The organism is Virgisporangium aurantiacum (assembly GCF_016863635.1).
Taxonomy (GTDB): domain Bacteria; phylum Actinomycetota; class Actinomycetes; order Mycobacteriales; family Micromonosporaceae; genus Virgisporangium; species Virgisporangium aurantiacum.
In genome coordinates this window covers 1-15,045 of sequence record NZ_BOPG01000138.1, presented here as the reverse complement: position 1 = coordinate 15,045, position 15,045 = coordinate 1, and the positions used below count along the sequence as shown (strand labels likewise).

The 15,045-nt window shown below is 65.6% G+C and carries 18 protein-coding genes; 5 read left to right on the top strand and 13 right to left on the bottom strand.

Going from position 1 to position 15,045, the window contains the following annotated elements:
* Positions 1-30: 30 nt before the first annotated feature.
* On the bottom strand, positions 31-309 hold the full coding sequence (locus tag Vau01_RS62080; RefSeq protein WP_204014795.1) for an Imm32 family immunity protein: 279 nt from the start codon (positions 307-309) through the stop codon (positions 31-33).
* A gap of 18 nt (positions 310-327) precedes the next feature.
* Entirely contained in the window at positions 328-951 is a 624-nt protein-coding gene (locus Vau01_RS62075) for a hypothetical protein (protein WP_204014793.1), read from the bottom strand.
* Between the two features lie 236 nt (positions 952-1,187).
* Here Vau01_RS62075 and Vau01_RS62070 point away from each other — a divergent pair, with 236 nt between their 5' ends.
* Positions 1,188-1,964: a hypothetical protein gene (locus Vau01_RS62070; RefSeq protein WP_204014790.1), complete on the top strand. Its 777-nt coding sequence runs from the start codon at positions 1,188-1,190 to the stop codon at positions 1,962-1,964.
* Between the two features lie 140 nt (positions 1,965-2,104).
* On the opposite strand, the gene Vau01_RS62065 is transcribed toward Vau01_RS62070, so the two are convergent.
* The 5 genes from Vau01_RS62065 to Vau01_RS62045 all read right to left on the bottom strand — a co-directional run bounded on the left by Vau01_RS62065 (position 2,105) and on the right by Vau01_RS62045 (position 5,997).
* Positions 2,105-2,896, bottom strand: coding sequence for a hypothetical protein (locus tag Vau01_RS62065; RefSeq protein WP_204014788.1), 792 nt, complete (start codon positions 2,894-2,896; stop codon positions 2,105-2,107).
* Between the two features lie 411 nt (positions 2,897-3,307).
* Entirely contained in the window at positions 3,308-4,018 is a 711-nt protein-coding gene (locus Vau01_RS62060) for a hypothetical protein (protein ID WP_204014785.1), read from the bottom strand.
* Positions 4,019-4,226: 208 nt separating this feature from the next.
* The gene (locus Vau01_RS62055) at positions 4,227-4,697 is read right to left on the bottom strand and encodes a ribosomal maturation YjgA family protein (RefSeq protein ID WP_204014782.1); all 471 of its coding nucleotides are present in this window, start codon (positions 4,695-4,697) and stop codon (positions 4,227-4,229) included.
* 178 nt (positions 4,698-4,875) lie between these two features.
* Positions 4,876-5,115, bottom strand: a complete 240-nt coding sequence (locus tag Vau01_RS62050) for a hypothetical protein (protein WP_204014779.1) — start codon at positions 5,113-5,115, stop codon at positions 4,876-4,878.
* A gap of 213 nt (positions 5,116-5,328) precedes the next feature.
* Positions 5,329-5,997 carry a DUF4240 domain-containing protein gene (locus Vau01_RS62045; RefSeq protein ID WP_204014776.1) on the bottom strand — a complete coding sequence of 223 codons (669 nt, stop codon included), beginning with the start codon at positions 5,995-5,997 and terminating at the stop codon, positions 5,329-5,331.
* Positions 5,998-6,269: 272 nt separating this feature from the next.
* Here Vau01_RS62045 and Vau01_RS62040 point away from each other — a divergent pair, with 272 nt between their 5' ends.
* Together Vau01_RS62040 and Vau01_RS62035 are read left to right on the top strand one after the other, a co-directional pair.
* Complete coding sequence (locus Vau01_RS62040; protein ID WP_204014773.1) at positions 6,270-6,884, top strand: hypothetical protein; 615 nt, start codon at positions 6,270-6,272, stop codon at positions 6,882-6,884.
* 55 nt (positions 6,885-6,939) lie between these two features.
* A complete protein-coding gene (locus tag Vau01_RS62035; RefSeq protein ID WP_204014771.1) occupies positions 6,940-7,788 on the top strand; it encodes a hypothetical protein in 849 nt (282 codons plus the stop codon).
* A gap of 258 nt (positions 7,789-8,046) precedes the next feature.
* Here the strand turns inward: Vau01_RS62035 and Vau01_RS65640 are convergent, their stop codons facing one another.
* Both Vau01_RS65640 and Vau01_RS62025 read right to left on the bottom strand, forming a co-directional pair.
* Positions 8,047-8,199, bottom strand: a complete 153-nt coding sequence (locus Vau01_RS65640) for a zinc-ribbon domain containing protein (RefSeq protein ID WP_373320512.1) — start codon at positions 8,197-8,199, stop codon at positions 8,047-8,049.
* A complete protein-coding gene (locus Vau01_RS62025) occupies positions 8,177-8,446 on the bottom strand; it encodes a hypothetical protein (RefSeq protein ID WP_204014765.1) in 270 nt (89 codons plus the stop codon). The genes Vau01_RS65640 and Vau01_RS62025 overlap by 23 nt, the downstream gene beginning before the upstream one ends.
* A gap of 279 nt (positions 8,447-8,725) precedes the next feature.
* On the opposite strand from Vau01_RS62025, the gene Vau01_RS65635 reads away from it, so the two are divergent.
* A complete protein-coding gene (locus Vau01_RS65635; RefSeq protein WP_204014762.1) occupies positions 8,726-9,001 on the top strand; it encodes a transposase in 276 nt (91 codons plus the stop codon).
* Between the two features lie 234 nt (positions 9,002-9,235).
* On the opposite strand, the gene Vau01_RS62015 is transcribed toward Vau01_RS65635, so the two are convergent.
* Positions 9,236-10,735, bottom strand: coding sequence for a hypothetical protein (locus tag Vau01_RS62015; protein ID WP_204014752.1), 1,500 nt, complete (start codon positions 10,733-10,735; stop codon positions 9,236-9,238).
* 285 nt (positions 10,736-11,020) lie between these two features.
* A complete protein-coding gene (locus tag Vau01_RS62010; protein ID WP_204014750.1) occupies positions 11,021-11,191 on the bottom strand; it encodes a hypothetical protein in 171 nt (56 codons plus the stop codon).
* A gap of 409 nt (positions 11,192-11,600) precedes the next feature.
* Between Vau01_RS62010 and Vau01_RS62005 the strand changes: the two genes are divergently transcribed.
* Entirely contained in the window at positions 11,601-12,137 is a 537-nt protein-coding gene (locus Vau01_RS62005; RefSeq protein ID WP_204014748.1) for a hypothetical protein, read from the top strand.
* Positions 12,138-12,767: 630 nt separating this feature from the next.
* On the opposite strand, the gene Vau01_RS62000 is transcribed toward Vau01_RS62005, so the two are convergent.
* Both Vau01_RS62000 and Vau01_RS61995 read right to left on the bottom strand, forming a co-directional pair.
* Entirely contained in the window at positions 12,768-13,400 is a 633-nt protein-coding gene (locus Vau01_RS62000; protein ID WP_204014745.1) for a Pycsar system effector family protein, read from the bottom strand.
* 742 nt (positions 13,401-14,142) lie between these two features.
* A complete protein-coding gene (locus tag Vau01_RS61995) occupies positions 14,143-14,646 on the bottom strand; it encodes a PH domain-containing protein (protein WP_204014742.1) in 504 nt (167 codons plus the stop codon).
* Positions 14,647-15,045: the final 399 nt, after the last annotated feature.

Sequence of the window (15,045 nt, the reverse complement as noted above, 5' to 3'; positions counted from 1 at the left end):
CTGCGCGCGGTTCGCGGATCTGAAGTGTGGCTATGGCGTCGGCGGCAAACTGTGCCGTGCCAGCATGAGGGAAGCGGATCCATGGTCAAGCGGGTTGATGCCGGCGTCGAGGTGGATGTGGGCACCGTCTGGTGCTCGTGGATCCGCCAACGCTAGGCACATCCGTGCGAGATCGCGAAGACCGGCGGAGTCGCCGAAGATCTCGACCGATCCGTCGACGATCTCAACGGTAACGGTGCCGCCTTCAGCCGGCGCCACGACTCCGATCGCCGGGTTGTACGCCGGCACGGTCAACGAGTTCTCCGTCATGACCGACATCCTGCGCCATCACCGCGACCGCAGCTTCCGCTCATAGCCGCGACGAGCGCGGCCGTGCGGATCTGCGGCCGATCGCGCTGTCTTCGGGCTGCGCCGTTGTGGCGGCTCCGGCGCTGCCGTCAGCAAGATCCGGTGGGTCCACTCCAGGTGACGGGTGACCCGGAACCGGCCGGTCGAGCCGACCACAGGTTCGTGGTCGTCGTACTCGATGACCGACCCGCAGTCGTCGAAGCTGACCGCGTACTCGCGGTTGCCGGGGAAGACGTCGGTAACCATGCCGAGGACCAGCGCACCCAGCGGATACCGCCGGGTGACTACAGCCCATTCCGCACCCGACCACCGCGAATACCGCGTCCTCGGCCCACGCATCCCGGCGTCCAGCGGAAACAGTCGTACCTGCCCTGGCCGATGCTGCAACACCTCAAACAGCCCGGAACGGCCGACCACCGGCCACTGCGACGGGTCAAACGGCAGGTGCAGCATGTCGACCCAGCCTTCCGGCGGATGGCCCAGGTCCACCAGCACACCTGCTCGTCCCGGTCCCATCGGGATGGCAGAGACAATTCCTCGTACCCGATCGCCGACAGGGAACCGGCGACGTGCCCGGAATAGATCATCGAAGGTTTCCGGCATTGAAGCGACCCTAGCTGCTCACCGCCGCCATCAGGCCACACCAAACTGTCAGGCCGGGCAAACGAGTCGATCAAGGCTCACTCTTCTGCCGCCGTCCGTGTGGGATCAGGTCACGCGCACGCAGCGGAGGCCGGGGTGATCGTCCGGCGTGTTGCGACGCATGCAGCAAGGGCTCACGGACGAATCCCCAACACACTGTCCGGTCGGTCGAAGCCGCAAACCTGCGAGAGTGGGGTATGGATACGGATGACGAAGTCCGACGAATCTTCATCTCGTACCGGGTCGCGGAGCACCGTGATCTGGTTCCGAAGGTCGTTGAGCGACTCCGTTCGGAGGGTTTCGAGATTTTCGTCGACGTGGAGTTTATCCCCGCTACGAATCTTGATCCGCTGGCAGCGTCTGTAGCTCCCAAGACGACAGGCGTCCCCACCGTCGCCACGCTTGGACTGCTCAAATGCGACTCCGCCCTGGTGCTGTTGGGGCCAACGGTCGACGACCCAGCCGGCGATTCCTTCACGCGCTGGCAGGACTGGATGGACCGTCTGGGCGAAGCGCTGACGGACCTCGCCGCGAGGGGTGGGGCCTCGTTGCCGATCATGGTTGGCGTTGGTGATGCTGTAGTGCTGTGGTATCTCGCCGCCTACAATTTCGACGTCAGCAAGCAGGATGACGAGACGTGGCAGCAGTGGGAGCTGCGGCTGAGTGAGTTTCTCGGACTCGCTTTCGTTTCGATCGAGGTTCCACCGGTAGGCACGTGTGACCACAGCATCCGTGCGGCCTGGGTCGACGCTCGTGTGCGCGAGCTCGTGCCGCTGCTCAGAGCAGTCCCGAAGGGACGCGAGAAGCCCGTTCCGAGGCCGGCCTTCCAGGTGAAGTTCGCCGTCGGCCGTAGAGTCGATGCCACCGTCGACGCCTGCCGAAGCACGGCGGATAAGACCGGGAAGGTGGTCCGGGAGATCGGGCGGAGGAGCCTTGTCGGCATTCGGAGCCGACTCGGCTACCCGACTCCCTAACGGTCGATAGCCGGCTCCCACGCTCGGCCGGCCAGTCGCTCGGCACACACCACTCGCCGACCGTGACGGCAGCTCGCGTGCGATGAAGCGCACCCGGATCTGCAGTCGCCGACGGATGGTTTACTCCGCAGGTGGAGCGGTTAGCGGAGCGTAGTGACGTTGTGCTTCGGTCGTGGACCGTCGACGACGGCCTCGACGGCGTAAGTGTCCAGGACCGGCAGACCGCGCTCGGTGCGCATGTGGATGTCGTGGCGGTCGGCGATCTGGCAGACGTCGTCCACCGGCACCTGCCACAGCTGGGCCACCCGGCCGACGTGCAACCAGGTTGGCCTGCTGACCTCCGGTTCGATCAGGCCGCGATAGTGCCGCACCGGCACCTCCCACGCGGCCAGGACCTCGCCGAGCCAGCCGGCCAACAGCGCCGGATCCGCGTACCGCAGGGGACCGATGACCGCCGCGGGCACCACGACGGTTTGGTTACCCGCACGAAGTGCCAGTTCCAGGTCGGTATCGGACTGGCGCACGAACACCGCGGTGAGATCCTCGACGCGGACCACGCGGCGACGGACCCACCCGGCGGCGGTGATTGTCGGCACCCGGCGGTTCAGTTGCAGGTCAAGCCGCGTGAACTCGAACGGGAAGCGCAGCGCCGCCCAACCCAGTTTGAGGCCGCCGATGCTGATTGCCATCCAGAGGCCGAACGCGAGCAGCATGGCCGCGGCGACGATCAGCATGTTGAACGACAGCAAGGTCATGGGAAGCAGCAGTACGAGGAACCCGGTTATCTCCAATGCCGCGGCGATAATCAGCGTCGCAACCCAGCCCAGGAGCACGAACGGGCTCCACGCGCCCCCCGGAGTGTTGCGTAACCGCCAGCCGCCGCGCCGGCCACGCACGGCTTGGCGCAGAGGCCCCGGCACCCGGGTTGACATGCATCTATGGTAGTCCTGCGCCGTTCATTCATCCGCGACGCCGGTTCGAATCGATGCCCTGGCCCTGGCCGACCACTGGCGCGTCCAGGCCAGCAGCCGAACGGGGACTCGAGTTGGCGTGGGCGGCCCGGCGGGCCGCGACTGATGCTGAGAACCCGTCCTGATCACGACGTCCTCATTTAGCCGCGATGTGGGCGTTGGTCTCCGGCCCGGTCACGGCAACTCGTGCGACGTCGCGCCGACCTCGGCGAGGAGCGTGGAGCCTGGCGCAACGTGCCGGTGTTCGATCACTGCGGACTTGGGTTAACCGCGTTTTACCTCGTCGAGCGCGGCGAACTTGTAACCAGGCCGGTGCCGGCGCACCCCCGCCTTGCCGGGCACCGCGCGACGGTGACGCGGCCGCCGAGCGTGTCACTCCGGTGCCCGGTCAATCTGCCATCTGACGTCCGCCGGCCGCTCGTCCCGATCGATGAGCTGTTCGACGACAGTGCTCGCGATGTCGAGCGCGACAGTGTCCCGGTTCGCGTAGACGTCATTCTGGCCGTTGCCGAGAACGTAGCCGTCCTGCTGACCCGACTGATCCGGGTCGATCGCGTGCTCACCGTCGTCGCCCGCCTCCCGCAGCAGCATGACCAGCGCCCGCTTCCCGTTCGTGGTGACACTGAGCAGACGCCCGTCCTCGCACTCGAACCACGTCTCACCGGCGTCACCGATCGCCTTCACCGCCTCCGCGCCGGTAACCTCGCGCCCATCCTTCTGCATCCGCCATGTCGCGCCCATGCGAAGCAGTGTTCCCCGCCAGCCCACGCGACGAACCGCCGCCGAGGCTGTTCGTCTACCCATCCCCGGGGTGACCGGGCGACGTCGGTCGGCGCGCTTCACGATGCCGTTCATCGCCAACGACGAGGATCTGCCCGCCTGCTCCGTCGACAAATCGGTTCCAGCGCACATGATCACGTATCCGCTCATAGCCGCGAAGAGCGTGGTCAGGCGGCTTTGCCGAACGGGCTCGGCGGCTGGCAGGCCGGGCCGGATCGGCACGACCCGCGCGAGCGCCGGATCGGCCAGGAGCGTGACGCTGCCGGATCGGTAGAGGCTGTCGTGGATGCCGTCGGCGTACATCAGCGGGCCGGTCAGGTCGACGCGGGCCTTGGCGATCGGGTGCCCGCGCTGGAACCCGGTCCAAGAGTGAACGTGCCCTACATGCGCTCGACCGGCACCGGGTTGGACCCCAACTGTGGCTCCTGCCGCAATCCCATCGTGAACTTCGAATAGGGCGTTTTCTTGGATGGCCGGGATGGTGCGGGGCGAGCGGGGGCCTTGCCCGTCCTCACACAGGCGATGGGGTCGCTGGGTCCGTTGCTGTATCTGACGATCCTGTTCGCGCTGAGCCGGTTTGCCTGACCCGGCGGTAGACCGTGTGGGCCGCCATCATCAGGAGCGCCCCGGCTGGGTACCAGGGCAGGTCGTTCGGGTCGAACTGGGCGCCAAATACCTGCCGCGCGAGGATGCTTCGTGCCGACAGGTAGCCGGGAACCGGGGTCAACTGGGACAGTTCCATGAACCAGCTGAATCCTGTGGCGCCTGCAAAAGCGGCCAACGGCCGGATCGTGGGCCGGGCGAACACGATGACGCCGTACACGACGCAGGTGTACAGGGCGGTGCCGGACCAGGCCGCGAGTGCGCCATCGTCGAAGACCCGGATGCCGTACGCGATGCAGAGGCAGACGACGTTGGCGATCACCGCGGCTGATCTCATGCCGGCAAACGTATCCGGCATCAGAACCGCTTTGGTGATCATCGTGTGAAGGTTCAGTCGTCTTCGGCAGGGCCAGTTTCTCCTCAGTGTCGTTGACGTCGATCACTCGGCGGACCGGCAGGCGACGGCCGACCGACCGAGGCGCGGCGCGGCGCGCACATTTGGCTCCTGGCGCAGCTCGGCGACCGGCGGGAGTTCGGGTGTGCCCGCGTCGGCCGAGTCAGATAGCGGAGCCAGGTGCGCACCAGCCGGTCAGCATGTCGAGGACATCCAGGACCGGATCCTCGTCCTCGTCGGGCCGCTGCTCTTGGCGTAGCTCGAGGACCAACTGTGTCAGTTGCTCGATCACGCGGTCGCGTGACTCTCCGGCGGCCAGTCGATCCTGAGCGGCGGCACGGAGATCCTCAACCGGGTCGTCAGCGGCGAGCGCCCGCCGCCAGACATCCAGCTCATCGGCCAAAGCAACCTCCTGTGCACGATCGGTCAGCGTGAACCTGCCCCAGCCGTTGCCGCCATGAGCAACTGGCTAATCGGCAATGGCGACAGGGCGCCGTCACCGACGTTACGCGGCCTCATTCGGCGCCGCCGGTAGCCTCGATCACGTGCGCACTTCTGCCGCTGTGTGCTCGTTTGAGAGGTCGGGTCGGTTGCTGTCTGCGCGAGACGTCGGTGTTCAGGCATGGAAATGGCGGTGACGCGGGAACATCCGGCTCAGCCGTGGCAGGCGCCTTTTGATCATGGCGAGACTGTCGGTATCCCACGACGTGCCGGCTATCTCCGGTTCCGAGGGGCGCCGGTGCCCGCGCTCGGCGAGTGCGTCGTCGATGCCGTCGTTGTGGCCGGTGACATGGTCGTAGGCGCGGGCGGCCGCGGACGACAGGTCCTCCCAGTGGGGCCATTCGGAGTCGGGCCAGTCCTGTGGGCGGCGACCGGCGAGGGCCTGTACCGCGGGCAGGTCGGCGAGGTTGTCCGGGTGCTGTGCGGCGTGCTGCCACCAGTGCTGCCCTTGGCCGATGAGCCATGGCTGGAAGTACCAGAACGAGTCGCCGCTGCACAGGCCGTCCATGATCTGGTTGGCGGCGCCGAGCATGTCCCAGGTGTCGATGGGGCGACGTGCGGTGTCGACATGGATCTGGAAGTCCACGATGTGATCCGGAGCGACACGGCTGAGTCGGTGCTCCAGCCAGTCCGCTCTGCGCTGCGGGTGGGTCGTTGCCTCACCGGAGCGCTCCAGGAACCGCCAGAAGTCGGCCACATCCACAGCAGTGAACGGTACTTCCTCGCCGCGTCCCTTCGACCCGCCGGCCGTACACGTCCAGACCCGCGACTGGTCGGCTGCCACACATCGATTGTGCTCGCGTCACCGAGGGGCGGCCTCAGGGAGTTTGAAGAACTCGCGCAGCCGCAGACAGAGGTGCTCGATGGCGATCTGGAGGTCCTGGTCGGTCAGGAGCGACTCCGTGTCCCATACGGAACCTCCGCGGAACCCGGCAGCCTGCCCCGCTTGGCGGCTCCACACGGTGGCTCCACTTTTGCGGCCGCCCTGACCTGGCCGCCTGGCAGGTGCCGGTTTAGGTATCGTCGCCCGATACGGCGGGTGGACGGGGAGAGGGGATGCCTACGTTGTTCAGCGGAGACGTTGTTGTTGAGTACTCGCAGATCTACGTGATGTCCGACCCGACCGAGCAGCTGTGGCTCGAAGTATCCTTCGCCGGTCAGTCCAATGGGCTGTGTGGCGCCGCCTGGCCGGGAGTGTTGACTCTGATCACCGGATCACATACCGGCGAAGTCGAGTTCACCGTCGAACTGCATGACAGGGAGCCGCCCGTCGACCGGGTGTGGGAGGACGTCGTCGAGGTGTCGTTCGCCCCGCGTTCGCCCCAGTTGGCGCTCGTGCAGTCCACGACGGAGCAGTCTTGGCCGTTCGAACTCGACCAGGTCGACTACCGCGTCCGGTACAGTGCAGTCGGTATGCAGGATACTCCCGCGATCGATTCCGGGTCGGGATGGGATACCCGTCCGCTGCCGGATCGGTACCTCCTTCAGTTCTGGCCGGGTTCGGCGCTGCCCGACGTGGTACTGAAGCAGAGCACCAGCGTCGCGGCATACTGGCATGACTACGCGCGCAACTTGCCAGCGCCATCAACACCGGCGTCGACGGCCAAACAGCGATACCACGACATCTACAAGGCGCTCTCGGGAGTGCCCTTTCCGGGCAGCGCGAACTGAGAGATGCACGGGCGCCGTTGGCCGCTGGGCTGATCCTCCTCGTGGTGGGCTGGTTGTGGTGGGCGCCTGCCTTGCCGCCGCAGCTGAGGCGTCGGGTCTGGTCGCGGACGTCTACCACCTGGTCGACATCGTCGGAAAACCCGTGGCACTCGCCGGCGCGGCATTGGTCGGGTATGTGGCGGGCATTTTCTGCGTCGCCACCATGAACGGCCTGATCAGGCTCGGCGACCTCGTCGTTAGGAAAGTTCCGAGGAGGTTTCAGTTCATCGACCCGGGCAGCTACCGGGTAACAGCGATCACGCGGGTGTTCGATTCGGCGCTCGTGTACCGGCTCGGCGAGCGCTACATCTCCGAGATGGAGTTCCGGGACGACGTAGATCGACGCGTGGCCTCCCTGTATGAGGAGGCACGACGAGCGGAGATTCCGCTCCACGGTCCGTTCGAGCGATGGACTGAGGACCAGTTGATTGAACGGGCGGGACGCAGTGCGCGCGTCCGCGTGCAGATCATGGAGCAGATCGTCGTCCGAACCGATCACGTCGACGATCTCGTCTGGGAGAGGCATGTCGCCGGTTCACCCGAGGTCGACCTTCCAGATGTCCACGATGCCCGCGAAAGGCGTAGGGCCGAGGCAGAGTTCAGGTCGGGTCTGGTGATACCCGTCGCTGCTCTGGCGGTTGTTCTGGCGATCCGCCTCAGCGCGTGGTTTCTTCTCCTCGGCCTGGCTGCGGTCGCTCTCGCCTACTTCGCTCAAGCTCAGTACAACCTCGCCCGGTATCCCGCCATCGCGGCAATCCTCGACCGCCGCTTCGACTGGCCGCCCATCGATCGGGTCGTCGCCGGGCCGATCAGCTTCCGCGAGACGCGCGACGTGTTGGTGGAGCCCGCCGAACCGGTCCGCTGACCGAAGACGCATCGAGTGAAGTACAAGCAAACCCGGTCTACCGACCGCCCGATCCACTCTCCGTGCACGCTTCATCAGTGTTCTCATCTGCCGCCGTGAGGCCGATGAGCGGGCGTCGCACCTTCACCTGTCCGGCTAGCTTGGCTGGGGTGCCGGAAGCAGAGTTGGTGTTCGAACCGGTCCTGATCGGCGGCCGTGACGGCAACATCTTCTACCAGGCTGGCGCCTTTCCGAGTGAGCAGGAGGCTCAGAAGGTTCTCAAGTTGGGTCGTACCAGTAGGGTTGCTGCTCGGCGGCGAACATGAAGTTGCGGCGGCAGCGGCGGCACGTCAGCGTTCGTCGCGGTACCCGAGTTCGGCCCCGCGCCACACGACGCACCACCGCGCGCTCATCCGCCGTGGTTATAGACATTCGCCAGATCGGCGAGGTGCTGCTGTGCCCCGACCGACACCGTGTACAGCACGGCGGCCAGAACGGCGAGGGCCACCACGGTGCGCAATACCACCTTCATCAAATCCCCCGATCGACGGTACTCGTAACGGGAATTCTCGACGCGACCGGATAAATTCGCCGTAAAGAGCCACCACTGCGCGACGGTGCCGTCCCAGGAGAAGAAGCCACACGTCGGGCCGTCGTCAGCCAGCAGCGCAAGCCGCACCGCGCCCCTCCGCCGCCTCGGCGGATCCGACACCAGGAACACCGCGGTACACGCCGCCGCAGCCGGCGATCGACTGCTGCGTCACGCCGCCGACCGAGCCGTACACGCCCGGATCACCCAGTACCTGGCCCGTGTCCCCAACTGGTGCGCCGCTACCGCACTGCTCCGCAGGTCGCGCGGGCGCTCATTGACGCCGCGATCGACATCCGCCGCCTGGGCCACCCGCCGGCGATGGCCCTGTTACCAGGATGATCGTTCTGGTTGAAGGGAGAACCTTGAATGGCTGCTCCGAGGAAGTATCCGCAGGAGTTGCGTGATCGGGCGGCGCGGCTCGCTCGCGAGTCCGACCGGCCGCTATCCCACGTCGCCCGGAATCTGGGTGTGACCCTGAGGCGCTTCGGACCTGGGTCCCGGCAGGAGGAAGCCGACCGCGGCGAGAGGTCCGAGCAACTGTCGACGGTCGAGCGGGACGAGTTGAAACGGCTGCGGGCCGAGAACGCCGAGTCGCGGCGGGTAGTTCCTCTTGCAGTGCTCTCGCCCGGCGGCTGCGCTTGATCGCGTATCCGGATATGCCGCTGGTGACGCGCCGACAAACTGCGCGCGAGTTGAGGTTCGCAGGCAATGCTGGGTCAGGATGCGCCGACTCGACCTTGAAACGGAGGAGAGGGGCAGCGGATTGCGCCTTCGCCGTCTCGATCATCTCGGTCATTGCGTGTCCTTTCGCCAAGCCAAGCCCAGCGTGTTAGACCAGACCAGTTACAGCCTCAATCGGACAGTCCGTCTGGTCGGTTACCCACAGGCGATCGCAGCGCGTACTTTGGGCGGTGCCTCGCGGCAGGCGACGGTGCCCGTGAGGTCCTGACCGATCTCCACGACCTCCCACCGACCGTTGCGCATGCGGACGACGGCTGACCCACCGACGATGTTGTTCGGCGATTCGATGCCGGCGAGTTGCATGGTCACGGTCGCGCTCGCCCAGCCGGCGTCACAGGTTACGGCCGATTCCACAGTTGCCCGCTCGATCCGGGGCGACGCGGGGTAGGCGCGGACGATCGCCTCGATCTGCTGCTTGTCGGGACACGACGGCAGCGTCGGGCCGGTCCGGCGGATTTGTACCTGGTATTCGGCCCGATCGTTGAACAAGTCGCCGAGCGCATTGAACGAGCTGCGGAAGTATTCCAGTACCGAACCAACGGCGACAACCGGCGCGAGCAGCAGTCCCTGCCATCCGAACGCCTCAATGATCTGCTTGGGGCTGAAGCACTGCGTGATGACCTGGCCGACGTTGACACTGCGGACGGCGTCGGCGCAACCGGCGCCGGTGAGCAGCTCGTCCATGATGACGACGGTGCGGTTGAACCCGGCCTGTCCGTTGCTCGGGGGGCCGGCCCCGAAGCGGGTCAGCAGGCTGAGGAGGACCTCAACACCGAACTGCAGTTGGGCCAGGCTCTGCGCGTAACCGGAGTAAGCGGTCGACAGCGAGGCGCTCTTGCCCGGCTCCACCGCGACGGTGAACTCAGCCTGGTCGAACGGAAACAGCAGAGATTTCTCACCGGATCCCAGCCGGGCAAGCTGCTGCAACTCCAGCTGTACTCGGCCCGCCGCCCGGGTCGTCAGCCCCGGGTGGGCGGCCTCTAGCGGGTAGCGTAAGCGGTTGGCGACCCTCAGAATCCGCTGGTTTCCCTCGACGCCGAAGCACCAGTAGAGGGTGTCGTTCGTCGACGAGGTGATGCTGTACCCGTCCGCGCGCGCGGCTGCTTCGTTCTGACATGTGGGATGGGTGGCCTCGGCGGTCAGGTTGCCCGTGATGCCCGCGAAGAGGCTGTCGTTGAGCTCGCGGACCGCGGCTCCGACGTCGATCCGCAGGGGCTGCCACCACGATAGGTGGTCGGTGGTGACACGAGCGGTGGATCCGTCCTCGGAGACATCCGCGGCCACGAGAGTCCACGGTCCCTGGGCCGACTCAGCCGTGGCTATCACGACCGAGCCGTCGTCGTGCGGCGACTTCTGATTTAGGGCGAACTCCAGCCGCAGCGGCTCAGCCGGCCGCTCCCGCGACGTGATCTCGGCAGCCGGAGCCAGCGGTGTCACGGCCTGCAGAGGTGGGGACACGCCGGTTGCCGCGACTGCCTTCAGGCCGGCCGGAAGTCGATCACTCACAACGGTTACGCCCGCTCCGATCGACCGATGGCTGGTCGAGTGATCATCGGAGCAGCCGCCGATTCCCACCAGTAAGCTGCACACAACGGCGATACGCGCGGCTATCCACACGGCCGAAAACTTCTGCAAGCAGAGCATTAAACCCTTCGTACGTCTTAGGGTCGTCGCCCGCATCGACCGGTCGGCCGCATCTCTTCGACGGACCGGCTTCGGCGATGCACGATCACCCGACCTCGTTATCTCTCTACGTGAAGCCGGAATGATCGCCGAACAAGTCTTTCTGGACTCGGGCACGTCTTCAACCTGCCATCGGACAAATAGTTGGCTGCGGCGGGTGATCTCTGCACTTGTCCGCTGGCAGCACGGCATCCTCATTTGCCGCATTTCGCTCGTTGATCGGGCGAACTGGAGAGGCTACGAACGCGGCGCCCACACCGGCACGCACAGCCCGATCGCTAGCAACACCGCGGCGAAACCCCAGCCAACCAGCCCGCACAGCAGCGGCAGTGTTTTGGCGGACGCTTCGAGTGCAAGTTCAGGATCGGGCCAGGTGGCGGCCATCGCGCCGGTGCCGAAGATGGCCATGCCGATGGCGGCGAGGATGGCGATGGCCTGGCCATAGTAGGCGGCTCGTGTTTGCTGACCGGACGGCGGCTGGTCATGCCTACTCCTGTCGGACAGAGAACGAGCGTTTCAGGATCTATCGATCTACTGGTTGGTGGGCTCAGGCGAGCAGGCTAACCCGCCAATCGGGAGCGCGATCTTGGCGTCCTGTCTGTCATGCCGCCGGCTTAGCGTCCCCGCCTCGATGCTGCGTCATGCCAACGCGGCTCTCCGCCGGGCACCTCCAATCGATCAAGCGCTGACGTGTGGGGTGTGGACCTCATCCGCCGCCGGGGTGACGACCCGATCGATTAACTCGTGCACTGGTTCATCCTCTGGGGTCTAGGCCAACTCGGCCCTCGGCGCAACAATAGAGCGGCACGGATGCACCATGATCGAGTCTACGGATGGCGGCGGGATGACTGGATCCCTCGATCAAATCTCGCCCCTTATCGGCGTCGTCGTGGGCGCGTTGCTCTCGTTCACCGCAACATCCCTTGGCGAGCGAACACGCTGGCGCCGCAGCCAACAGACCAGGTGGGACTCCGACCGGCTCGAGGCCTATGCCGCCTACGGAGAGGCCGTCAAACGATATATCTTTATAATTACGCGGATCGCAGCGGGTCGAGGCCTTCCCTCGGGCTCGTTGGCAATCGACCCGGTTGTGGGTCTTCAGGAACTAGAGCTCGCCGCGAGCGAGCGTTCGCACAAATGGGAAACGATGCTTCTCCTCGGCGATGCGGACACCATCGCCGCCGCCCGTCAATGGCAGCAAAGCGCATGGCGGTTGGACCCCTTCGCACTCGGATGCAACAGCAGTCCCGATGAATGGAGTCGCGCCCTTGCTGCGACCGGTACAGCACGAGACGAGTTCTACGTTGCAGCCAGGCGTGGGCTCGGAATCAGTCATACCTTGGCCGATCTCTGAAGATCGGTCCAACTCAGTGACCTCAGCATCCGCTTCTGCCGCTGCGTGCGTAATGGCGCTGACGACCCCCGCGACGCACGGGTCAATATGGCTGTCTAATCTGTCTCCGCCGCCAGCGTTGTGTCTTCTGATCAACTCGTGTTGCGAGCGGCGATCGCCGCCTACCCCTGCCGCCGCTGGCAGCGGTCCGGACCGACATCGAGCGCCACTGCGGTGGCTGCAGGAGGTCCGCCGGTTCCAGCCGTCGACGATGTCCCGCCGACTGTCGATCGTGGTCGGTTCTATCGCGTGTGCGTCATCGACGGCGTTCTGCCGCACTCGCCCGCCGACCACCTGTCCCCGCTGAATCGCCCACGCTCGGGCTCGGGCACCTGCAGTTCGAGGCTCTGATCACCATCGCCCGGCTGTCGATCAACCCGAAAGACTTCGCCCCCCATCGCTCTCCTGGGACTACTCGGCCTACGCGTCTTCAAATCGTGCGGCTCCAGCGTCAGCGATCTCGGTGAGGAGCACGGCCACCGCGTCCTGCGCGTACGCGACAAAGGCGGAAAGGTCGTGCTCATCCCGCTCCCGCCAGCGGTCAGCCGAGCTATCGTTCGTACGGCCAGCACCAAGAATCGCGTACCGGCTTCAGATCTGGCTTCGGATGAAGAAGCTGAGCGTAGTGGCGATCATCGCAACTATCGAGACAGCGGTCAGAAACCAGCCCGCGTTTACGAGTCGATGCTTGCGAAGGACGACATGCGACAGACCGACGACGTTATACGTGAGTACTTCGAACTCTCGTTGCTGGTCCACTGTGCGCAGCAGGTCGACAGCGTCTCCGAACTTCAACGAGGCGATGTGCCCGAAATACCAGGCTGCTTCGTGCGTGTAGGTTCCCGGCCTCTTTCGCTGTATGCCCAGTCGCGCGAAGTCGGCTTTGATGTTGTGCTGGTGGCGGGACAGCAGACCTGCGGCTGCGAAGGCAACGGCACCGCTGAGCGCCACGACACCGACGGCCAGGAAGAACCACGTCTCGGACCCCATCATGGTGGGCTTGAGGCTCGGCAACCTCCACAGGCTCGTCGCGACAAGTCCAAAGAACACGGTTGCAAACGCACCATTGGCGGTCAGTAGCAGTTGCGCCTTTGTTTCAGCGACCTTGTACCAATCGATGACCATGGCATAGACCCGCCGCGAATAGTCCAGGCCCGCTGGCGGTTCGGGCTGCGCGGGTTCCGGCCCGAGGTTCTGATCCGGTTCGTCGTCAGGGGCAGGCATAGTCGTACTCACTGCTTCAACCCTTCGCGGGTGTAGAACTGCGACGTATCGCAAGATCGCTGAATTGTGCTATTAATCTCCGCCTAACGGTCAGGACCGAACGATGGCGTTGTCGTTGCCGAATACTCGCCGTACACGCGGCGCGATTCACTCTGACGGACAGCCTCGCGCCAGGCGACCATCGCTGCTCGTCGTCCGGTCGGCGCCGGTACCACGAATGTCCCCGAACTCCCGCCGATGGAGGAGCCGATCCCACTCCCACCACAGGCTCCGGACATGCGCGCGTCGGGTGGACAGGTCTGCAAGACGGCCAGGCTCGGTAACTGTTCGAACGTCGGTACGCCCGAATCGTAAATGGTGGACCTTTGAAACCGGAGTATGGGCCTTTGGGGAGGCCGGCCGCCGATCAGTGCACGCTTCTCGCCGGCGGTAACGTTTACCGGTCCGCCCGTGCTATGAGGCCTTGGTCTCCTCAGCGCCCTGTGGCGAGGTGGAAGATTGCGGCTTCGACCTGCGCCGGCGTGCGGCGATCCGCTGGCCCCAGTCCTCTAGGAGTTCCAGGTATCCGGGGCGGGGTGTGGGTCAGGGTCGGCTCCGGGGCTGGGTCAGGCGTACTACACCTGCGTCAGCACCGCGCCGGGAGCGTACCGGACCAATTCGGTGATCAACACTCTGAATATGATCAACTGCTCGTAGCCGATCCGGGACGCCGGCCGGTCCCTACCGGCCGGCGGTCGGGTTCCTAGCGTGCCGCTCCGGCGCGAACCTGCTCCTGCAGCTCGAGAAGCGTCCGGTCGTACGTCTCCCAGTCGAGGAGCCGGCAGCCCCTCAGATCCTTGGTCATGTTCAGCGAGTAGCCGATCAACCCGCCCCCGAACCGCCGCAACGGCGTACGGACGGGTTGGCCCTCGCGCGGCACGACCCAGATGAAATCGGCCTCGATCTCGATGGGCAGTATCAGGCCGACCCTGGTGCTCCGGCTCTCGACGGCCCCGATCGACCGCCACGGAAACGTCCTGCTCCTGAGGAAGTCCTGGACCCGCAGGCCGGCAGGCCGGACATACAGGCCGACCCGCAGCGCCCGGCGCAGCAGCCAGACCGCCAGGATGAACGGACCGGCCAACGCCAGCAGCACCAGGGCCCGGAGGACGGTCAACCGACCCTCGATGCCGAGAATCACCATCAGAACCAACCAGCCCGAAATCGCGGCGCCCGACACGGCGAGCCCCAGCCACTCCGGGACCATGTCTACGGTCGGCCCGTACGGACGATGCCATCGATCAAGCTGCCCACCCCCGGTCATCCCTCGACGGTATGTCCGTCACGGCCACCGCTTCAACACGCGCCGTTCGTTCCAGGCCCATCCGCTCACGCCAAGCGGCTCGGTCACCCCCGATGTGGCTCATGAGAGAGCCATGCCGCCAGTACGTCGCTTCACCATTCGATCAAGGCATCCTCATCTGCCGCTGACCGCTCGGCGCGTCGGGTGACGTCAGGTGGTATCGGTAGTTCGCTCGTAGCCGATATGCGTGCTGGGCTCGTGCCGAGTGAGCAATCATCCGTCTTGGCTCTCGTCCTGGCTGGCCTGGTCGGCAGGCGTCACCTCGTGGCCTATTACCGGCAGCGCGGCGTCCCGGCGGGGCTA

Excerpts from the sequence above, each read along its gene's own strand:
- Vau01_RS62060 (WP_204014785.1), bottom strand. The coding sequence starts at position 4,018 with ATGTACGCCGACGGCATCCACGACAGCCTCTACCGATCCGGCAGCGTC.
- Vau01_RS62010 (WP_204014750.1), bottom strand. The coding sequence starts at position 11,191 with ATGGCCATCTTCGGCACCGGCGCGATGGCCGCCACCTGGCCCGATCCT.
- Vau01_RS62005 (WP_204014748.1), top strand. The coding sequence starts at position 11,601 with ATGATCGAGTCTACGGATGGCGGCGGGATGACTGGATCCCTCGATCAA.
- Vau01_RS62080 (WP_204014795.1), bottom strand. The coding sequence starts at position 309 with ATGACGGAGAACTCGTTGACCGTGCCGGCGTACAACCCGGCGATCGGA.
- Vau01_RS62070 (WP_204014790.1), top strand. The coding sequence starts at position 1,188 with ATGGATACGGATGACGAAGTCCGACGAATCTTCATCTCGTACCGGGTC.
- Vau01_RS62055 (WP_204014782.1), bottom strand. The coding sequence starts at position 4,697 with ATGATCACCAAAGCGGTTCTGATGCCGGATACGTTTGCCGGCATGAGA.
- Vau01_RS65635 (WP_204014762.1), top strand. The coding sequence starts at position 8,726 with ATGGCTGCTCCGAGGAAGTATCCGCAGGAGTTGCGTGATCGGGCGGCG.
- Vau01_RS62000 (WP_204014745.1), bottom strand. The coding sequence starts at position 13,400 with ATGCCTGCCCCTGACGACGAACCGGATCAGAACCTCGGGCCGGAACCC.
- Vau01_RS62075 (WP_204014793.1), bottom strand. The coding sequence starts at position 951 with ATGCCGGAAACCTTCGATGATCTATTCCGGGCACGTCGCCGGTTCCCT.
- Vau01_RS62065 (WP_204014788.1), bottom strand. The coding sequence starts at position 2,896 with ATGTCAACCCGGGTGCCGGGGCCTCTGCGCCAAGCCGTGCGTGGCCGG.
- Vau01_RS62040 (WP_204014773.1), top strand. The coding sequence starts at position 6,270 with ATGCCTACGTTGTTCAGCGGAGACGTTGTTGTTGAGTACTCGCAGATC.
- Vau01_RS61995 (WP_204014742.1), bottom strand. The coding sequence starts at position 14,646 with ATGGTCCCGGAGTGGCTGGGGCTCGCCGTGTCGGGCGCCGCGATTTCG.
- Vau01_RS65640 (WP_373320512.1), bottom strand. The coding sequence starts at position 8,199 with ATGTCTATAACCACGGCGGATGAGCGCGCGGTGGTGCGTCGTGTGGCG.